Genomic DNA, 15,708 nt, shown 5'->3' with positions numbered 1-15,708 from the left:
TCTGCCACCTCTTCCCCGAGATGCTAAAGGTCGTCGGATCAGGCGCTGGCTGATCCCGTGGTAGAACCGAAAGGCCCGGATCTGCCGCTGATCGGGCGCGGTCGTGCCGATGGGCGGATGCCATCCGCGGTGCCCTCAAGCCATCATGCTTGACTGCTGACGTGACGGCGGTGCCCAAGCAAGTGAGTCGCGCATCTACGCCCATGGTCTACGCGGCTCTCGTGGCTGCCATCACCGTTCTTGCCGGGTGCAATCACTCCGGCCAAGCCGCGCCCGTCCAAAGCCGACCCTCAACCACCACGAAGGCGCCGATACCCGGGGGACAGCTGCCCAAGGCCGCGCCGGCCTTCACGGCGCACTTCTCCGACCCCGTTTACGAGGACCCTGCGGGTGAGTTCGCGCCATTCGGGACTGATGAGGGCTCCGACATGCTCTCCGAGTGGGACGAGCGCCGTGAAGAACTCGGTCCTGACACCACAGTCACCGACCTGCTGGAAGACGCTGGACTCTCAGACGTGTCCGCCGACTTGGACAACCCAGAGGACGTCGACGCCGCAACGATCACTGTCGCCGCCGGCTTCACGCTGCTCCGCCTCTCTGGGCGGATCGACGACGCGGGTAAGAAGCTGACCCTCAAGGCCCTCGACGTCTTGATTCGCTACTACGACTCACCGTCCGAGGTGCTACGGCAGCGAGCAGACTTGAAGTCCTGGCGCGGCTGACGGAACTCGAGCAGACTCCCGGATCAGCGCCGACCGGGCCGCGGTGAGGGCGGCTCCGGTCGCCCGAAATTGCCGCTGATCGTGCGCGTCGTGCCGATGTGAGTGCACTTCGATCCGCCTTCGGACACCATGTCCTGCATGGAGGAGATGGCCCTCGACGAAGCGGCACTTGATCGGCTCCTGCGACTGTCCGAGGCGGCAGACCCGCCCCCGTGGACGTCGATCGTCGAGGGGCGCGATCCGTTGTCCGGCGACACCTTCATCCGGGTCGGCGAGGGGTCAGCTCGCCTGGGTGACCTGTACCTCGCCCGTGACAACGGTCCAGCGGACACTTCTACCTGCGACTTGGTTGCCGCGGCACGAAACGCACTGCCCGCCTTGGTGGCGGAGGTCAGGCGTCTTCGATCTCAGGTAAACGAGTAGCGACCGGTCATGCCGCGTTGAGGGCGACTGCTCGCCCGGAACTGCCACGGAGCGCCTGCGGTCGTGCCTGTGGGTCGCTGACGTCGCCGGCGCGACGGTGTGCGCTGGGGTGGACCGCTGACAGCACGCCTCCATTCGGGCGCACCATGCGGGAGCTCGATCCACCGCCTCCTGGAGGGATGTGGTGGGTGCAAGTCCGCGCGCAAGGAGAAGAGTTCATCTGGAAACCGTCGAGCCTCGATCGCTGGCTCGAGGAACTGCGGGTCCTCGCCGATGGACTCGAGGATTGGGGCTGCGAGACTCACTTCGCATGGGGCCAGCAGCGCCGCGCCTTGCTCCCGGCTCGCCCGGATCTGCCGCGGTGAGGGCCCAAGTGTTGGCGGTCAGTTGCCTTCGATTGCTGTTCGATGCTGCGTCGCAATGCGTCGGCCGCCCTCGTCCTTCCAGGTCAGGGTGAGCCGTACTTCGTCGCTCGGCACGGTGATGATCAAATACGTCCCCGAACCCAGTTCCTGCGGCATCGGTTGAGCGGGCAGGGTTGTCTTGGTGCCCTGCATACGGACGCCGAGGTCAGTCGCGCCCATCGGGCCGTCGGCGATGGCGACCCAGCCGGCCGGCGTTGCTGTCGACTCCAGGAAGGCCGGGTTCTCCGACTCGTGCGGGCAGCCACGCGAGCCCCCCTTCGGGTAGCGACTTCGACACACATGGCCATCCCTGACAGATGCGAGGCGCGCAACGAGTACCCGGGGTGAGCCTTGCCGGGCTGCGTCAGGGTCACGTGCTCGACTTCCGGCTCTCCGGCGGGGAACGACATAGCCCCAACGATGGTGGCGCCGACCGCCACTCGCACCTGCCCCTTCCGACGTAGGACGTCTGTCTGCAACGGAGACAGTCAGGTTTCTGGGCAGTTCCCCTGTCCGGTCGGCCGCTGCAGTTGGCGCAAGACCTGGCGGAGCTCGGGCAGCGAATCCGCCAACCCTCTTCGCTTTGCGTACCGCTCAGCTTCGTCCAAGGCGTCAGCCACCAGGTTGACAAGCACCGTTCGTCGGTCGCCGTCGACTGGAGCATGATTGCCCATCGCGACTTGCACCACCAGGACGTGGGTGTGGCGGTCGTACCGGCCAGTCCGGACCCCCGTGAATTCGTTCGGCACGATGCGCCCGTCCACGTGGAGGACAGCGTTCACCAAGATCGGGCTGTTGACCTCGGCACACAGCGCGCTGGCTTCCATCGAAACCTCCCTGATCGCTCGACCCCAGTCCCGGCTCTCCGAGTCCGAGTCGCCCAGCACGGCCCCGATCGCGAGGCAAGGCATGTCGGTCATCGTGCTGTCCCCGCTCGTCGCTCGTGGTGCATCGACTTGGAGTCTTGCCGTCGGTGTTGGCGGCCGTCCAGAACTGACACGCAGCCGCGTGAGGTCAACGCGCCCGCTCGCCTTCGTCTGCGCCGGGTGTCACCAGTCCAGGTCTTCGCCGAGGTACAGGGTGTGGGGCGACAAGGTGCCCGCCCGTTCGATGGCAGCGGGCAGCATGCCGCGTACGCACCTGCACCAATCGGCGGCGTCCGCTTCGCTGCGGAACCGCATCCAGAAGCGCCGGCCCAGTTCGTCCGCTTCGGTGAAGGGCCGGAGGTACTCGTCGCGTAGGGACTCCGGGACGTGAGCCAGGTGCTCTTCAGGTGGCTGTTCGAGCCGCGCTGCCATCGTGTTGCGCATCTGCAGGAACTCCGCCCGGCTGGTTGGCGTCGAGGAGTTGGTCCAGCCGCACCCGGCCAGCGAGCTTCCTCTCGAAGTGCCCGACTGAGGACAGCTCGAACTCGAGGGTGAACGCGCCGCCGCGGTAAGGGTCCCCGGCCTTCGAGTCGACGAGCACGCGTACCTGAAGAGGTGCACGCGTCCAGGCCCGTCCCCCGTCCGCATGAGGCCCAGGTCGACCAACGCCGGCCCAAGCGATTGGCGCGCCGTTGCAGCTGCCAGCACGGCATACCGGGCCATGTTCAATCGCCTGCGATCTGATCGACGGCGATAGGGCACTTGTGTCATCCTGCCCGACCAGGTGGCCCGCGGTGACGTGCCGCACCCGCCGACCATGTCGCCGTTGACAGCCGAAGCTGCGCCCACGGCGCACATGCCAAGGCCCAGCTCGCTCGACCTACCCGGTGGTCGGGCCGGGCAGCTCGGAGGTCACGTCGTAGCTGCTCTTCTCCAACCGGCTTGAGTGGTCGGGGCACCTCCGTTGCAGCAGGACGTGCCCGCCGCCGTCCAGGGCGTCCTGCACGTTCGCCTGATCGGCGCCGTCGGTCGCAAACGACAGGTGGACCACGCGCTGACTGCCCGGGTCGGACTCGAAGGTCACCGCGTCGTCTGCTCGTTGCACCACCTGCTGACCCGGCACCGGGAGTACGTTCAGCAGCTTCCACTCGCCAGCGGGAGCGCCGACCACAACGCGGACCGGGCAGTCGTCGCCGACTCGCAACGGGGCGGTCCAGGTCACGATGATGGTCGCCACGACCGCGTCATCTTGTTGTAGCCCGATGGCAGACCAGGTGTCCTCGCTGAGGCCGAACCCGGTCGCGGGGCGCAGCAGCATGTCCGCGCGGGTGATGCGCTCATGGCTGTACAGCGCCGGACCTGGCCAGATCGCGGCGCCGAGTAGAACCAGCACGAAGACGACCGCGCCGATGACGAACCTCCGCCCGCGCCGCACCGGCGGCGGAGCTGGCTCCACTGCGGTCTGCGCCATCTCAGTCCTCCACCTTGAACCGCCTCGCACTCCCCGTTGTGACGGTGAGGGTATCCGCCTCCGTTCCATCGCAGAGACAGTTCTCAGAAGCAGCCAACGTGACCGCGCGGAGCGTCCAGATCTGCCGCGCTGAGGGCGGCTACCCTCGCCCGGATCTGCCGCGTTGAGGGCGACCGCTCGCCCGGATCTGCCGCGAGTCGTGCGCCGGGTGCGCGGTCATACTTGGGTCATGACCGAGGAGCGCCAACCCATTGAGCAAGTCCTGCCCGGGCAGACCCTTCATCCGCTGGACGAGGGCGAGGTTCCGCTGTTCACGTTCGCCTTGATCAAGTGCCTAGACCGCGACGGGGACGTGACGTGGTCGTTCCGCACGTCTGAGTCGGCCAACCTTGAGGAGCTGCTCGGCGCGATGACAGTCCAAGTGGACTTGTTGCGTCGCCGGCTTACGGCTGAGTGGGGCGACGAATAGTTCCGGTACTTCGTGCGTCCGGTTCGGGACTGGGCGACAACTCTTCGTCGGGATCTGCCGCGTTGAAGGTGGCGCGGTCATGCGAGGTGAATGTGTCTCGAAGGATTGGATGGTGAGGATGCCTGATCGAGAGTTCGAGCAGTTGGCTGCGAACTGGTGGGAGTTCCAGCGACGCACGGTCGGGTCCCGCCAAGAGCGCAGGGCTCTCGAGCAGGGACAGCCGGCAGAGGTGCAAGCAGCCGACGATGCAGTGCGCGCGATGGTCGATGCTGGCGGCGACGCCGGGGTGGCGTTCCTTCGTCGCCTCAACGACGCGTCGCCGCCCCACGACGACGGTGAGACCGTGGGCGCCGGGCCCCTCGAGGATCTTCTGCATGAGCATGGGGACTCGGTCGTAGACGCGATCGAGCTGAACGCGCGTCAATCCCCGTCCTTCGCCCGGGCCCTGTCTCACGCTTGGCTCGAGAAGGGGCACAACACACCCGCTGTCGAGGCTCGCCTCGCACGATGGACGAGGTCGCGAAACCCGGGCTCCTGAACATCCGAGTCTGCCGCGGTGAGGGCAGCTACGCTCGCCCGGATCTGCCACCGAGCGTGCGCGGTCGTGCCGATGTTCGGATGGTGCGTCGGGCCCGTTCCAACTCCTGAGACGATGGTGCAGACAGCGATGCGCTGCGGAGGGGACTTAGCTCGTGATGACCAACAACGAGTTCGTGGCGCGACTTCAGGTTGCCCTTTCCCGGCTTGACGAGATCGTATTAACGGCCGTTCCTAACGCGGCGCTCCCTCCGGGGGCCTCGGAGGACGAAGTGCGCCAACGTGGTGAGGACCTTGGCCTGACTTTCACCGACGAGATCGTCGCCTACTACGGCTGGCACAACGGGTGGGGGAGTTGGTCCCTGGACCTGGAGTTTAGGTCTGGCGGTTTCGAAGAGGACCTCGCGAATACTCAGTTTCGTCGCAGGGAGGCCGCCGACTTGGCCGCCGACTTTGGAGTTACGGCTGACTTCCTGTTCGGACGCACCTGGCACACACCCACGACCAATCGCACGCGTGGCCCAGTTCTTGACTGTTCAGGACCCGCTGCAGCACCAACGCCGGTGCTCAATCTGGAGCTTGAACTGATGATCGACCGCTACTCAGAGCGGGTGTTTGGCAGCCTCGCTGAGTACATGGAGGGGCTGGTTGAACTCTTCGAGGCCGGAGCATTCGCGTTCAACTCATCTGGACGCGCCCGCGAGACGCGGGTGATCGTGCAGCGCCTGTTCGCCAAGGGCGTGTACAACTAACGGCTACGCCGGAGTGGGCGTGCAGATGGAACCCCATCACAGTTGGCGATTCATGGCTGAGCCGGACTGCTGGCCGGCTAGGCGCGCGGCCACGCCGGCGACCTCATCTGCCGCGGAGGGTGGCCTGTCGTCCCGGATGAGCGGATCTTCCATGGCCAGGTCCTCGGCCCATCAGGTCGTGAACCCGGTGGCCGATGGGACGCTAAACGATCCGGGAGAATCGACGCTTACGCCGAGGCACGCACATGGACGATGAATGATCACCGCAGGCCCAGCGCTGTGTGCGCTCATCTCTTGGGGCCTCGCGGTCTGGGCGGCTTGCCATCGTTGGCACGGCCACGAGCGTCGCATCGCTCTGGCAGCGATGTTCGCCTTCGTCCTCGTCTGTTGCAGCGGCCTGGCAGCATCGGCCACCACTGTGAACGAGGCGCTCGCCATCATGGCGGGCGTGGGCCTAGCCGCGATCCTCGTCGTGCGCAGCAGGGTCGAGCTCACGGCGTTTGGCGGCCGGGAGCGCCCTGAAGGTTGGACTGACGGGGATGAGAAGTTCGAGAACTGGTTCGTCCCGCTCTGCGGCGGCATCCTGCTGGCTGTGATCGTCGTGCTATGGACTTGGTAGGTGCTCTCGGGATTTGGATTCCGGATCTGCTGCGGTGAGGGTGGAGATGTCCTGAGGCCCGGCGCTTCCTGGTGCCCGTTACCGGCCGAAGACCCAACCCACGCGGGTACGCCGCTCAGGGCGATCCTGAAGGCAACGGGCACGGGGTGGCATCCGGTCCGATCAACTGCGCTCTTCCGCGATGCTGTTGCCGCCGTCAACGACGAGACACTGACCGGTGACGTAGGAGGCGCCAGGGCTGCACAAGAAGGCGATGGCCGAGGCGACCTCGTCCGGGGTGGCACTTCTCCCGACCGGAGTGTGACGCGCTTGGATCGCCTCGTCGGCGGTCTGGCTACCGGTGCGGACCCAGCCGGGCGCCACGGCATTGGAAGTGACGCCGTCCCGGGCGTAGTCCACTGCGATGGAGCGGGCCAAGCCCACCATGCCGGCCTTGGCGGCGGCGTAGGCCGCCTCCCCCCGCATCGCCATGACCGGCCCGGTCACCGAGGCCACCATGACGACTCGACCCCAGCCCGCTTGCTGCATCCCCGGAAGCACCGCCCGCGTCGTCAGGAACGCCGTGTCAAGGTTGCGAGCGAGCGACCGGCGCCACAGGTCGTAGGTCATACCGGTTGCAGTCCCGGACTCCTCGCCACCAGAGGACGCAACGTCGATCGCAGGTGCGCTGAGGCTCGTCATCCCCGCGCAATTCACCAGGATCGTGGGCCGACCGAGCTCCCGCTCGACTGCAGCGAGTGCCTGCCGCACCTGGTCGTCCTGGGTGAGGTCAGCCACCACCCCCATGGAGTCGACACCCGATACTTGCAGCTCGGCGGCGCGTTCCACCACGCGGTCGGTGGTCGCCGACACTGCCACTCGGGCACCAAGAGCACCCAGCAGTCGGGCCGCCGACAGGCCGATGCCGTCCGGCGCGCCCGCACCAGTGACCAACGCGACGCGATCGGCGAGGCGAAACGCATCAGGAAGCATCCGCAGATGCTTACCTGCCCAGAGGTCGCGGTCAAGCGAGCCCGGCCCCGCAAGATCGGTGCTGAGGCGACCACCACCGAAGACGGTCTCTCAGCGGCCATCACCTCAAAGGTGACCGGCCACTTTTGCGGAGTTGACGGCGCCATTGGAACAGGCCACAGCGAGGACGGTCATGCCTCCCTGTGGTCAAGGCCGATGAGCGGACGGGTGCCTCACAGCCGCAGATGCATCGGAAATCCGGTCCACTGGAGTTCGGTCGGTAGGTGAGCGATGTCGTTGGCGACGACGACCGACGGAGGGCCGTCGACCTCGTACCTGATGACCGTCAGTCCGGCGTGGCATTGGTTCGGGGGGAACCAGCGCCAGGCCGGGGCGTCCAACGCGTGGCGCACCAACCACCCGATAGTGAAAGCGTGGGTAACGACGACATCGACAGGTTCCCGCCCATCCACCGCAGGGCCGGCCAGCAGATCGACGGCCCGGGCACCGAGAGTGGCGCCGTGGGCCACCTCGTCCTGGGAGACGTCTCCCATGAAGGACAGCACGGCGTCCGCCCAGGCATCGGGCAGTTCGTCACGACCCGGCACATGTGGGACGTAGTCGCCTGCGGCGTCGAGTTCAGAGAGTGAGGGCATCTGATCGAACTGCTCCGCCATCACTCGTGCCGTCTCGGCCGCACGGGGGAGCGGCCCATGCGTGATTCGGCCCACCGCCAGAGGTGCGAGTCGCCGGCCCAAGTACTCAGCCTGCCGTGCACCGTTCGACGTCAGTCCCGAGCTGTCGCCGCCTTCTGGCTCGGCGTGACGCGCAAGGTAGAGCAACCGTGTGGTCTCCAAAGCCATGCCCCACATCAAAGCACCACGCTTGTCGTGCACTGTCATGCCGCGTTGGGGGCGATCGCCCGGTCCTGCCGCAGAGCGTGCGCCCCTGCCGATGTTCAGGTGATTGGCCCTGTCAATGTGCCGGCCATACCTTGCGCCGTCGCCAACCACTGCGCGGCATCTCGCCACCGCTTGCAGGACGGCCGTTCCGGAACCACCCGAGCAGGTAGTCCTCGACCAATCCCTGCTCAACGATGGCCGCGATCAGATCCAAGGCAGCGCGCTGATTGTCGAGCAAGTCCTCGGTGCGATCACCCGCCATGACATGGAGGCTGCCCCCATCCTCGACGACCTTGATCGTCGCGCCGGAGCCATCAACGGGGCGCAGTTCAAGAAGTTCCGTCGACAAGGAGGCTGTGGGCTCGCGCATTGACAGCCGCGTCTGCGTCCAGGCCCGCTCCTCAAGGGCAACCTGAAGCTGACGGATCATCCCTGTCACGCGCATCAGACTGGTGGAAAGGCGACCTCCGGGCAACGCCCGGATCTGCCGCGATCCGTACCCGCGTCACTTCGCCGCCTGCCTGCGGCCCGGCGCCGATCGACTCTCAGGCCGAGAGGAGTGCAGGCCGCGGTACTCGTGCGGCACACTGAAGCGCTTGTCGTCACCGTTGAGGGGGCTGCCGTGCTGGCAACCAGCGATGTGGTCGCATTCGCGCCCGCAACCGATTTGGCCCGGGCGCGCACCTTCTACGAGCGAGTCCTCGGGCTTCGCGTCATCGATGAGAACGCCTACGCGGTCGTGTTTGACGCTCACCGCACCATGCTGCGCGTCACTGCCGTGGCGAAGGTAGCCCACCCCGGTTACACCGTTCTCGGCTGGCGCGTGGCTGACCTGAGCAAGTCCGTCAGCGGGCTCGTTTCGCTCGGCGTTGTCTTCGCCCGATACGACGGCATGGAGCAGGACGCGCAAGGTGTGTGGACGACTCCAAACGGCGATCACGTCGCGTGGTTCAGCGATCCTGACGGAAACGTGCTGTCCCTCACCGAGTTCAGATAGACGTCCGCATCTGCCGCGGACAGGGCGTCGCCGAAACTCCTGCACGGACTGAATCCAGACCTTCTCCGCCGGAGGGGTCAACGGCAGGCTGTGGTCCTTGCGGAGCCGTCCGAGGCCCAGCGAGCGCAGGTACCGCGGGACGTCGCCCAGCGCGCAGCGAACGTCTCCTCGGGGATTTCGATCTTGACGGCGTCTCCAGTATCCCCACTCAGTGCCGTCATCTTCGGCCGGTCTGCCGCGTTGAGGGCGGCCGACCGGTCATGCCACGGTGGGAGGGCTAGACGGTGAGCTTTGCGCCGTTGGTCCTGCCAGACTGCGAAGGTGAGCCTGTTCAGGACCCCCCAGGTCGTGTTGTTCAGTAGGGACTTGCCTCGGACGGTGAGCTTCTATGAAGCGCTCGGTTTTGAGGAGGTCTTCAGAACTCCCACGGAGGGTTCCCCCATCCACGTCGACCTGGTGCTCGACGGGTACCGAATCGGTCTGGCCAGCGAGGGGTCCACTCGCGACGACCATGGCCTCGAGCCCGTTGCGCATGGCCAGCGTGCTGCCGTGATTCTGTGGACGGACGACGCCGCGGCTTCATACGCACGCCTCCAAGAGGTCGGGGCCACGCCGGTGAAGGAGCCGCAGCCGTGGCTTGGGCGGCTCCTCATCGCGTGGGTCGAGGATCCGGACGGTCACCTGATCCAGGTCGCGGAAGCCGTCTGAAGACGTGCAGCTCGTGGCGCCCGGATCTGCCGCGTGGAGGGACGAGGAGCTCCGCGCGTCGCCACGCACCAGGCGCGCGGCCTCCGTACCGTGCACGACATGACGGCAAAGGAACTCGCAGAGCAGGCGACGAAGTTGGCGGAGAAGCTGAAGCCCGGTACCTGGGAGGCGGTCCAGGCCCTAGCCCTGGCGTCGATAGCGCAAAGCCTCGCGACGATGAGCGAGCCTCGCGACCACGCATAGGGGCGCGGCCGGGCGTCGAGCCGACGCGTGCGATCATCCAGCGGGCGCCGCCGTCCGGGAACCGAGGGCCGGCATCAGCACGTGCACGGATGGAGAGGAGGCACCCTCGCGTGGCCGTCAGTCGTCGCCACCCGCGTCGGTCATTGCCGCACGTCGACCGAACCGTCGCGAAGCCGCCGCCGGCGGCCTCGGCCAAGGCAAGGCCGGAATGGCGCAGACCGATGCGGATCATTCAACGCTCGTTCTCGATCGTCATGTGCGCTGGCCTGATCGCGTGGGGCGTGTCGCTCTTGGCGGCCGAGCTTGCCGTGTCCCGCGACGGGGTAACGGCTCAGGCGCAGGTAGTCAGCGTCGAGGCGCGCGACCGGTGGCCGGACACCTTCACCGTCCGCTTCACCACCTCATCCGGGCGCGACGTCACCACAACCCTGGAGGACGAGTCCCTTCATACGGGCGACACCGTCACGATCCGCTACGCGGCATCGAACCCCACACAGGCCCACCTGGCGGGGAGCCCGACGCAGATCCTGGCTGGACTCCTGCTTATCGTGCTCGGACTGGTGTTCGCCTACGCCGCGATCGATCCGGCCCGGGCGTTCGCCCGACCTCGCAAGAGGCCGTGAGGAGTCTGCCGGCACGTGCGGTCGCCCCTGATCGAGGTGTGAATCGAGGGAGGCGAACGGACCTTGGGGTGCACTCGTGACCACTGAGGTTTCGCAGCTCGCTCTGCAGGCTGTCGTGTTGCGGCGGACGTTCCACGACGGGAACGTGACGAGGTACCCCGAGTCGCACTTCCTCGACATCGTGGTCGACGGACGGGCCTTGTCGGACTCCCTTCCCGGTAGCCGCGGCCTTGTCACACCACTGAACCGTGCCTGGCTCCCAGGCGTCGAGCGCGCCATCGACGAGCTGCTCGGCGTACGTCCGGCGGACGGGCTCGACATCGGACGGATCTTCCTCTTCGTGTGCGGCGCGTGCGGTGATCTCGCGTGTGGAGCAGTCACGGCCAGGCTTCAGGTAGGCACCGAGCTGACCACCTGGAGTCAGTTCGCCTGGGAGAACGGCTACGAGCCGCCTGAGCCCATCGAGAATGCGCCCGCCTCTCTCGCGTTCGAGACCGCTCAGTACGAGGACGCGCTCGCCGGCGCGATCGGACGCCTGCGCCTCCTCCCCTATGACGAGCTCGCTCACCACGGCAGGAGGTTCCTGTGGCCGTGGCAGTGGGGGTGGCGACTGCCCAAGAACGGCGATTGACCGGATCGGGTGAGCTGCGCCCCTTCGCGGCTGCCGCCGCCCGGTCAGGACGTCGACGTCCGGGCTGGCGGGTGTTCGATCGCGTCGAGGTCACGGAGGGCGAATCGCAGGTGCTCCCAACCCTCGCCGAGGATCACGTGCAGGCAGTGGCGCACCGTCTCGGTCTTCGCCGGGTTGTGCGGGTTGCGGCGCTCTTCGTCGAGCACCTCGTCGGTGACGGTGGCCAGGAAGTCGCGCACCATCGCGGCCCGGTTCGCGCGGGCGGCCACGATGTCGCCATAAGGCACAGCCTCGGAGGCCTTGCTGCCGTACCCGAGACCGAGGGGATGGAAGTCAGCCTCCTCCCGGCCCAGCACGGCCTTGCCCAGCCAGAGGTCGATGCCGTGCACTAGGTGGCGCAGCGTCTCCGCGAAGGACCACTCGTCATCGATCCTTGCGTCGACGGACCCGGCGGGTAGCGTCGTCGCGCGCTCGATCGCCGTGGCCCACGCCTGGTCCACGCTGGTCCAGGCCGCACGCAGACCAGCCGAGCTCTCCGCCCGCCGCTCGCTGCGGCCAGGAAAGCGGCGATCAAGCTCCTGTTCGACCAGCGGCGCCACGTCGACCCCGTTCACCCGAAGTCCCGGGCCTACGTGCAGCCAGGGAGCATCGATGTCCATCCCAGCGATGTCGACGCCGCGCATCACCACGTCCGACAGGTCGCACTCGATGAACCGCGCGCCACGCAGGTCCCGGTCGACGAACTCGCCCTCAGCCACGCGCTCAGCATACGAAGGCCCACCGACAGCGGGTCCGCGTCCGGAGCGTTCGCCGGGCTGGTCGGTGGCGCCCTGCAGTGCGCAGATGAGGCTCGGGACGCTGCCCGGGTGGGCAGTCTTCAGGTCTTCGAGTTCGCCGGGTCGGAACCAGCGAAGGTCGTCGTGCTCCTCGGGTGCGGCGTTGACGGGTTCCCCCTCCCACCGCGTCACGAGGAAGGCGTGCATGTCCAGGGTGGGGTCGCTGAACGTCAGCGGGAGGGGTCGAGGGTCCTCGACGTAGACACCGAGCTCCTCGAGGCATTCCCGGGTCACGGCCTGGCGTGGCGACTCGCCGGGCTCGATGTGTCCGCCGACGAGGTCCCAGCAATCCGGGTACCACCGCCGCAGCGGATGGCGATGCACCAGGAGCACGAGGCCGTCGCGCACCAGTGCAGCGACGGCGATCGGAGTCCTGGCGACCATCGCCGCAGGCTATCGACGACGTCCACCTCGGGGTCCAGGTGCGCGCAGATATGGGGTGACGTCGGGCGGCCGAGCCCGCGATCATGGCCAACGTGGAGGAGGTCTCGGTCGTCGTCGCTCATCGCGAGCGGGCGACCCTACGCGTCGGCGACGTGTTCCTGAAGGTCGATGCCGATCCGTTCCGCACCGACGTCGAGATCCAGGTGATGGAGATGGCGCCGCTCCCGACCCCGACGATCCTTTGGCGGAACCCGCCCGTGCTCGCGTTGGCCGCGGTTCCCGGGACGGCGCTCGGCCACCTCGGCGAGCCGTCCGCCGCAACCTCGGCGGCGTGGGTCGCGGCCGGCGCTGCCGTCCGAGCTCTGCACAACGCGCCGCCGCCACCGTGGCCCGGACGGAGCCTCGACGAGCTCGCCTCGGGCCTCGCCCGTGAGTGCGAGTGGCTCGTCGCGAACGGCGTCCTTCCGGCGGAGGTGGTCACCCGCAACCGCCGACTCGCTGAGCGGGCGCTGCGGCCGTGGGCAGAGGTCTTTGTGCACGGCGACCTGCAGGTGGACCACGTCTTCGTCACCGGTGACGAGGTCACCGGCGTCATCGACTGGTCCGAGGGATCCCGGGGTGACGCGCTGTTCGACCTTGCCACCCTCACGCTCGGACACCCGGAGCACCTCGACGACGTCATCGTCGGCTACGGCACGGACGTCGACCGCGAGCTCATCCGCGCCTGGTGGTCGTTGCGATGCCTGAGCAACGTGCGTTGGCTGGTCGAGCACGGATACGGACCGCCGGAGGAGTACCCCGAGGTCGCCGTGCTGCGATCTCGCACGTGAGGTGGAATGCCTGGCGCGACTGTGGATCTCGATCAGTCCGGGGACCCGGGCTCGGCTAGGTCCCGGCGTCCCGGGCCGTGAGTGCGGCACGGGCCCGCGCCAGGACGTCGTGCCCGGCGCCCGCGGTGGCCAGCGCGGAGAGCAGTGCGCCGGCGACGGGAGGGACGTCGAGCACCCGAGGCAGGGCGCGCGGCACCTGATGGGCGAGCTGGGCGGTGATGTGGTCCAGGAGCAAGGTCGGACCGTGCTGCAGCGTGCCGCCGCCGAGCACCACCGGGACGTCGATGTCGTTCAGCCCCAACCGGTTCACGGCTGCCCGGACGAACTCGACGACCTCGTCGCCGAGCCGGTGCACGATGGCGGCGGCGACGTCGTCCCCGTCGACCGCCGCCCGGAAGACCACCGGTGCCGCCGTGATCACGTCGTGCTGGCGGATCGTGCCGTCGGCGACGTCGATCGCGACCTGCTCCACGCTGGTCCGGTCGAAGTGCTTCGCCAGCCGGTCACCGAGCAGGGTCGCCGCCCCCCGCCCATCACCCGCTCGCACTGCCGCGCCGATCCCGCTGACGGACACCGCCCAGCCGCCGCCCCAGTCGCCCGTGGCCTCACCGAGCGCCAGGAACCGGGCGACCGTCCCGGCCGGGTCCACCCCGATCGCGTTGATCCCGGCACCGGACACGACGGCGACGCCCCACCCGTCCGGCGCCCCGGCGTGCAGCACCGCCACCGTGTCGTTGCCGACGACCACCCGGGAGGCCAGTCCGCGGGCCGCGATCGCCTGCTGCGCTTCGCGTTCGGCCTCCGGCAGGTCGAGGTTCGCGATGTAGAACGCGCCGACGGCGACCGGCTGGGAGGGCGCGATGCCGGCACCCGCCCGGACCTCGTCCACCAGGACGGCGAGACCGTCGACCATGGTCGCGATGCCGTCGACGTGCGAGCGCGTGCCCGGCCCGCGTCGGCGCGCGAGCACCCGCCCCGTCGAGTCGGCGAGGACGACGTCGGTCTTGCTGTTGCCGCCGTCCAGGCCCAGCACCAGGTCAGGCATGCGGTCAGGCACGCGGTCAGGCACCCTGATCCCCATCGAACGCCGGCAGGTGGTGCGCGTTGGCGGCGAGCAGGTCGTCCAGCAGGTCGACCGCGAGGTCCCACTGGCGGACCAGCGGGTGAGCCACGAGAGCGCGCAGCGCGACGTCCCGGTCACCGGTCCGGGCGGCCTGCCCGGCCAGCACCTCGTACGCGGTGACGGCCTGCACGAGCCCCAGCATCTCGGGCGGCAAGGGCGGTACCGGCACCGGGTGCGCGCCGTGGCGGTCGACGACCGCCGGCACCTCCACGACCGCCTCGTCCGGCAGCCCCTCGATCGTCCCCTCGTTGCGGATGTCGACGTAGTGGTGCGCGCCGTCACCGGTGAGCAGGCTCGTCACCAGCGCCGCGGCCGCCTCGCTGTAGTAGGCGCCGCCGCGCTGCTCCAGCAGGGCCGGCTTGTGGTCGAGCGTGGGGTCGGCGTACATGGTGAGGAGCTCGCGCTCGATGTCGGCCACCCGGGAGGCCCGGTGCTCGCCGGTCTGCTGCTCCTCGAGCTCGTGGTCGGTGCAGTAGAAGTAGTGCAGGTAGTACGACGGGATCGCGCCCAGCACTGACAGCGCCTCGACCGGCACGCCGACCTCCGCGGCGAGCTCCTGCGCACCCTCGCCCTGCAGCAGCTCGGGCAGCCGCTCCACGCCGTCCACCTCGACGCTGCGGATCCACGACAGGTGGTTGAGCCCGGCGTGGCCGAGTCGCACCCGGTCGGCGTCGACGCCGAAGCGGCCCGCGAGCCGCCGCTGGAAGCCGATGGCCACGTTGCACAGACCCATGGCGCGGTGCCCGTCGTCCAGCAGGGCGCGGGTCACGATCCCCACCGGGTTGGTGAAGTCCACGATCCAGGCGTCCGGCAGCGCTCGGCGTCGCACCTCGTCGGCGATGTCCAGCACGACCGGCACGGTGCGCAGCGCCTTGGCGAAACCGCCCGGGCCCGTGGTCTCCTGCCCGATCACGCCCCGCTTGTTGGGCAGCGTCTCGTCGACCAGCCGTGCCCCCTGGCCGCCGATCCGCAGCTGTACCAGCACGGCCGAGGCGCCGTCGATCGCCGCGGTGCGGTCGGACGTCGTCACCAGCCGTCCCGGGAACCCGGCGCGATGCAGGATGCGCTGGGCCAGCCCGCCGACGACCTCCAGGCGGGACTCGTCGACGTCGTGCAGCACCAGCTCGTCCACGCCCAGGACGTCCGCGCGGCGGGCGAAGCCCTCGACGAGCTCCGGCGTGTAGGTGCTGCCGCCGCCGATCACGGCGATCTTCATC

The 15,708-nt window shown here is 68.4% G+C and carries 21 protein-coding genes; 11 read left to right on the top strand and 10 right to left on the bottom strand.

Features of this window, described 5'->3' with window-relative positions; genetic code table 11:
• Positions 1-221: 221 nt before the first annotated feature.
• Positions 222-722, top strand: coding sequence for a hypothetical protein (locus tag ABEB17_RS19615; protein WP_345718432.1), 501 nt, complete (start codon positions 222-224; stop codon positions 720-722).
• Positions 723-860: 138 nt separating this feature from the next.
• A complete protein-coding gene (locus tag ABEB17_RS19610) occupies positions 861-1,145 on the top strand; it encodes a hypothetical protein (RefSeq protein WP_345718431.1) in 285 nt (94 codons plus the stop codon).
• 383 nt (positions 1,146-1,528) lie between these two features.
• On the opposite strand, the gene ABEB17_RS19605 is transcribed toward ABEB17_RS19610, so the two are convergent.
• The 4 genes from ABEB17_RS19605 to ABEB17_RS19590 all read right to left on the bottom strand — a co-directional run bounded on the left by ABEB17_RS19605 (position 1,529) and on the right by ABEB17_RS19590 (position 3,886).
• Positions 1,529-1,729: a hypothetical protein gene (locus ABEB17_RS19605; RefSeq protein WP_345718430.1), complete on the bottom strand. Its 201-nt coding sequence runs from the start codon at positions 1,727-1,729 to the stop codon at positions 1,529-1,531.
• Between the two features lie 308 nt (positions 1,730-2,037).
• Complete coding sequence (locus tag ABEB17_RS19600; RefSeq protein WP_345718429.1) at positions 2,038-2,469, bottom strand: hypothetical protein; 432 nt, start codon at positions 2,467-2,469, stop codon at positions 2,038-2,040.
• 129 nt (positions 2,470-2,598) lie between these two features.
• Entirely contained in the window at positions 2,599-2,859 is a 261-nt protein-coding gene (locus ABEB17_RS19595; RefSeq protein ID WP_345718428.1) for a hypothetical protein, read from the bottom strand.
• 436 nt (positions 2,860-3,295) lie between these two features.
• Positions 3,296-3,886 carry a hypothetical protein gene (locus ABEB17_RS19590; RefSeq protein WP_345718427.1) on the bottom strand — a complete coding sequence of 197 codons (591 nt, stop codon included), beginning with the start codon at positions 3,884-3,886 and terminating at the stop codon, positions 3,296-3,298.
• Positions 3,887-4,115: 229 nt separating this feature from the next.
• On the opposite strand from ABEB17_RS19590, the gene ABEB17_RS19585 reads away from it, so the two are divergent.
• From ABEB17_RS19585 to ABEB17_RS19575, 4 genes are all read left to right on the top strand, one after another.
• Positions 4,116-4,355, top strand: coding sequence for a hypothetical protein (locus tag ABEB17_RS19585; RefSeq protein WP_345718426.1), 240 nt, complete (start codon positions 4,116-4,118; stop codon positions 4,353-4,355).
• A gap of 79 nt (positions 4,356-4,434) precedes the next feature.
• Positions 4,435-4,893, top strand: a complete 459-nt coding sequence (locus ABEB17_RS20055) for a DUF6869 domain-containing protein (RefSeq protein WP_378226999.1) — start codon at positions 4,435-4,437, stop codon at positions 4,891-4,893.
• 154 nt (positions 4,894-5,047) lie between these two features.
• Positions 5,048-5,644, top strand: coding sequence for an SMI1/KNR4 family protein (locus tag ABEB17_RS19580; protein WP_345718425.1), 597 nt, complete (start codon positions 5,048-5,050; stop codon positions 5,642-5,644).
• A gap of 256 nt (positions 5,645-5,900) precedes the next feature.
• Positions 5,901-6,263, top strand: a complete 363-nt coding sequence (locus tag ABEB17_RS19575; RefSeq protein WP_345718424.1) for a hypothetical protein — start codon at positions 5,901-5,903, stop codon at positions 6,261-6,263.
• Between the two features lie 162 nt (positions 6,264-6,425).
• On the opposite strand, the gene ABEB17_RS19570 is transcribed toward ABEB17_RS19575, so the two are convergent.
• The 3 genes from ABEB17_RS19570 to ABEB17_RS19560 all read right to left on the bottom strand — a co-directional run bounded on the left by ABEB17_RS19570 (position 6,426) and on the right by ABEB17_RS19560 (position 8,555).
• Positions 6,426-7,235 (bottom strand): SDR family NAD(P)-dependent oxidoreductase, encoded by an 810-nt coding sequence (locus ABEB17_RS19570; RefSeq protein WP_345718423.1) that lies wholly within the window; start codon positions 7,233-7,235, stop codon positions 6,426-6,428.
• Between the two features lie 212 nt (positions 7,236-7,447).
• Positions 7,448-8,077 (bottom strand): histidine phosphatase family protein, encoded by a 630-nt coding sequence (locus tag ABEB17_RS19565; protein ID WP_345718511.1) that lies wholly within the window; start codon positions 8,075-8,077, stop codon positions 7,448-7,450.
• Positions 8,078-8,189: 112 nt separating this feature from the next.
• Positions 8,190-8,555: a hypothetical protein gene (locus ABEB17_RS19560; RefSeq protein WP_345718422.1), complete on the bottom strand. Its 366-nt coding sequence runs from the start codon at positions 8,553-8,555 to the stop codon at positions 8,190-8,192.
• A 183-nt stretch (positions 8,556-8,738) separates the two neighbouring features.
• Between ABEB17_RS19560 and ABEB17_RS19555 the strand changes: the two genes are divergently transcribed.
• The 4 genes from ABEB17_RS19555 (at position 8,739) to ABEB17_RS19540 (ending at position 11,318) form a co-directional block, all read left to right on the top strand.
• A complete protein-coding gene (locus tag ABEB17_RS19555; RefSeq protein WP_345718421.1) occupies positions 8,739-9,113 on the top strand; it encodes a VOC family protein in 375 nt (124 codons plus the stop codon).
• A gap of 321 nt (positions 9,114-9,434) precedes the next feature.
• Positions 9,435-9,821, top strand: a complete 387-nt coding sequence (locus tag ABEB17_RS19550; RefSeq protein ID WP_345718420.1) for a VOC family protein — start codon at positions 9,435-9,437, stop codon at positions 9,819-9,821.
• 353 nt (positions 9,822-10,174) lie between these two features.
• The gene (locus tag ABEB17_RS19545; RefSeq protein WP_345718419.1) at positions 10,175-10,687 is read left to right on the top strand and encodes a DUF3592 domain-containing protein; all 513 of its coding nucleotides are present in this window, start codon (positions 10,175-10,177) and stop codon (positions 10,685-10,687) included.
• 118 nt (positions 10,688-10,805) lie between these two features.
• A complete protein-coding gene (locus ABEB17_RS19540) occupies positions 10,806-11,318 on the top strand; it encodes a hypothetical protein (protein ID WP_345718418.1) in 513 nt (170 codons plus the stop codon).
• Positions 11,319-11,362: 44 nt separating this feature from the next.
• Here ABEB17_RS19540 and ABEB17_RS19535 read toward each other — a convergent pair whose 3' ends face one another.
• Complete coding sequence (locus ABEB17_RS19535; RefSeq protein ID WP_345718417.1) at positions 11,363-12,538, bottom strand: NUDIX domain-containing protein; 1,176 nt, start codon at positions 12,536-12,538, stop codon at positions 11,363-11,365.
• A gap of 83 nt (positions 12,539-12,621) precedes the next feature.
• On the opposite strand from ABEB17_RS19535, the gene ABEB17_RS19530 reads away from it, so the two are divergent.
• Positions 12,622-13,368: a phosphotransferase family protein gene (locus tag ABEB17_RS19530; protein ID WP_345718416.1), complete on the top strand. Its 747-nt coding sequence runs from the start codon at positions 12,622-12,624 to the stop codon at positions 13,366-13,368.
• Positions 13,369-13,423: 55 nt separating this feature from the next.
• On the opposite strand, the gene ABEB17_RS19525 is transcribed toward ABEB17_RS19530, so the two are convergent.
• On the bottom strand, positions 13,424-14,425 hold the full coding sequence (locus ABEB17_RS19525; RefSeq protein WP_345718415.1) for an N-acetylglucosamine kinase: 1,002 nt from the start codon (positions 14,423-14,425) through the stop codon (positions 13,424-13,426).
• A gap of 4 nt (positions 14,426-14,429) precedes the next feature.
• On the bottom strand, positions 14,430-15,707 hold the full coding sequence (locus ABEB17_RS19520; protein ID WP_345718414.1) for a family 4 glycosyl hydrolase: 1,278 nt from the start codon (positions 15,705-15,707) through the stop codon (positions 14,430-14,432).
• Position 15,708 lies beyond the last annotated feature (1 nt).

Origin of the sequence: Angustibacter luteus (assembly GCF_039541115.1) — a bacterium.
Classification (GTDB): Bacteria; Actinomycetota; Actinomycetes; order Actinomycetales; family Angustibacteraceae; genus Angustibacter; species Angustibacter luteus.
The sequence above is the reverse complement of the archived record's forward strand: the minus strand, read 5'-3'. Positions and strand labels throughout refer to the sequence as shown.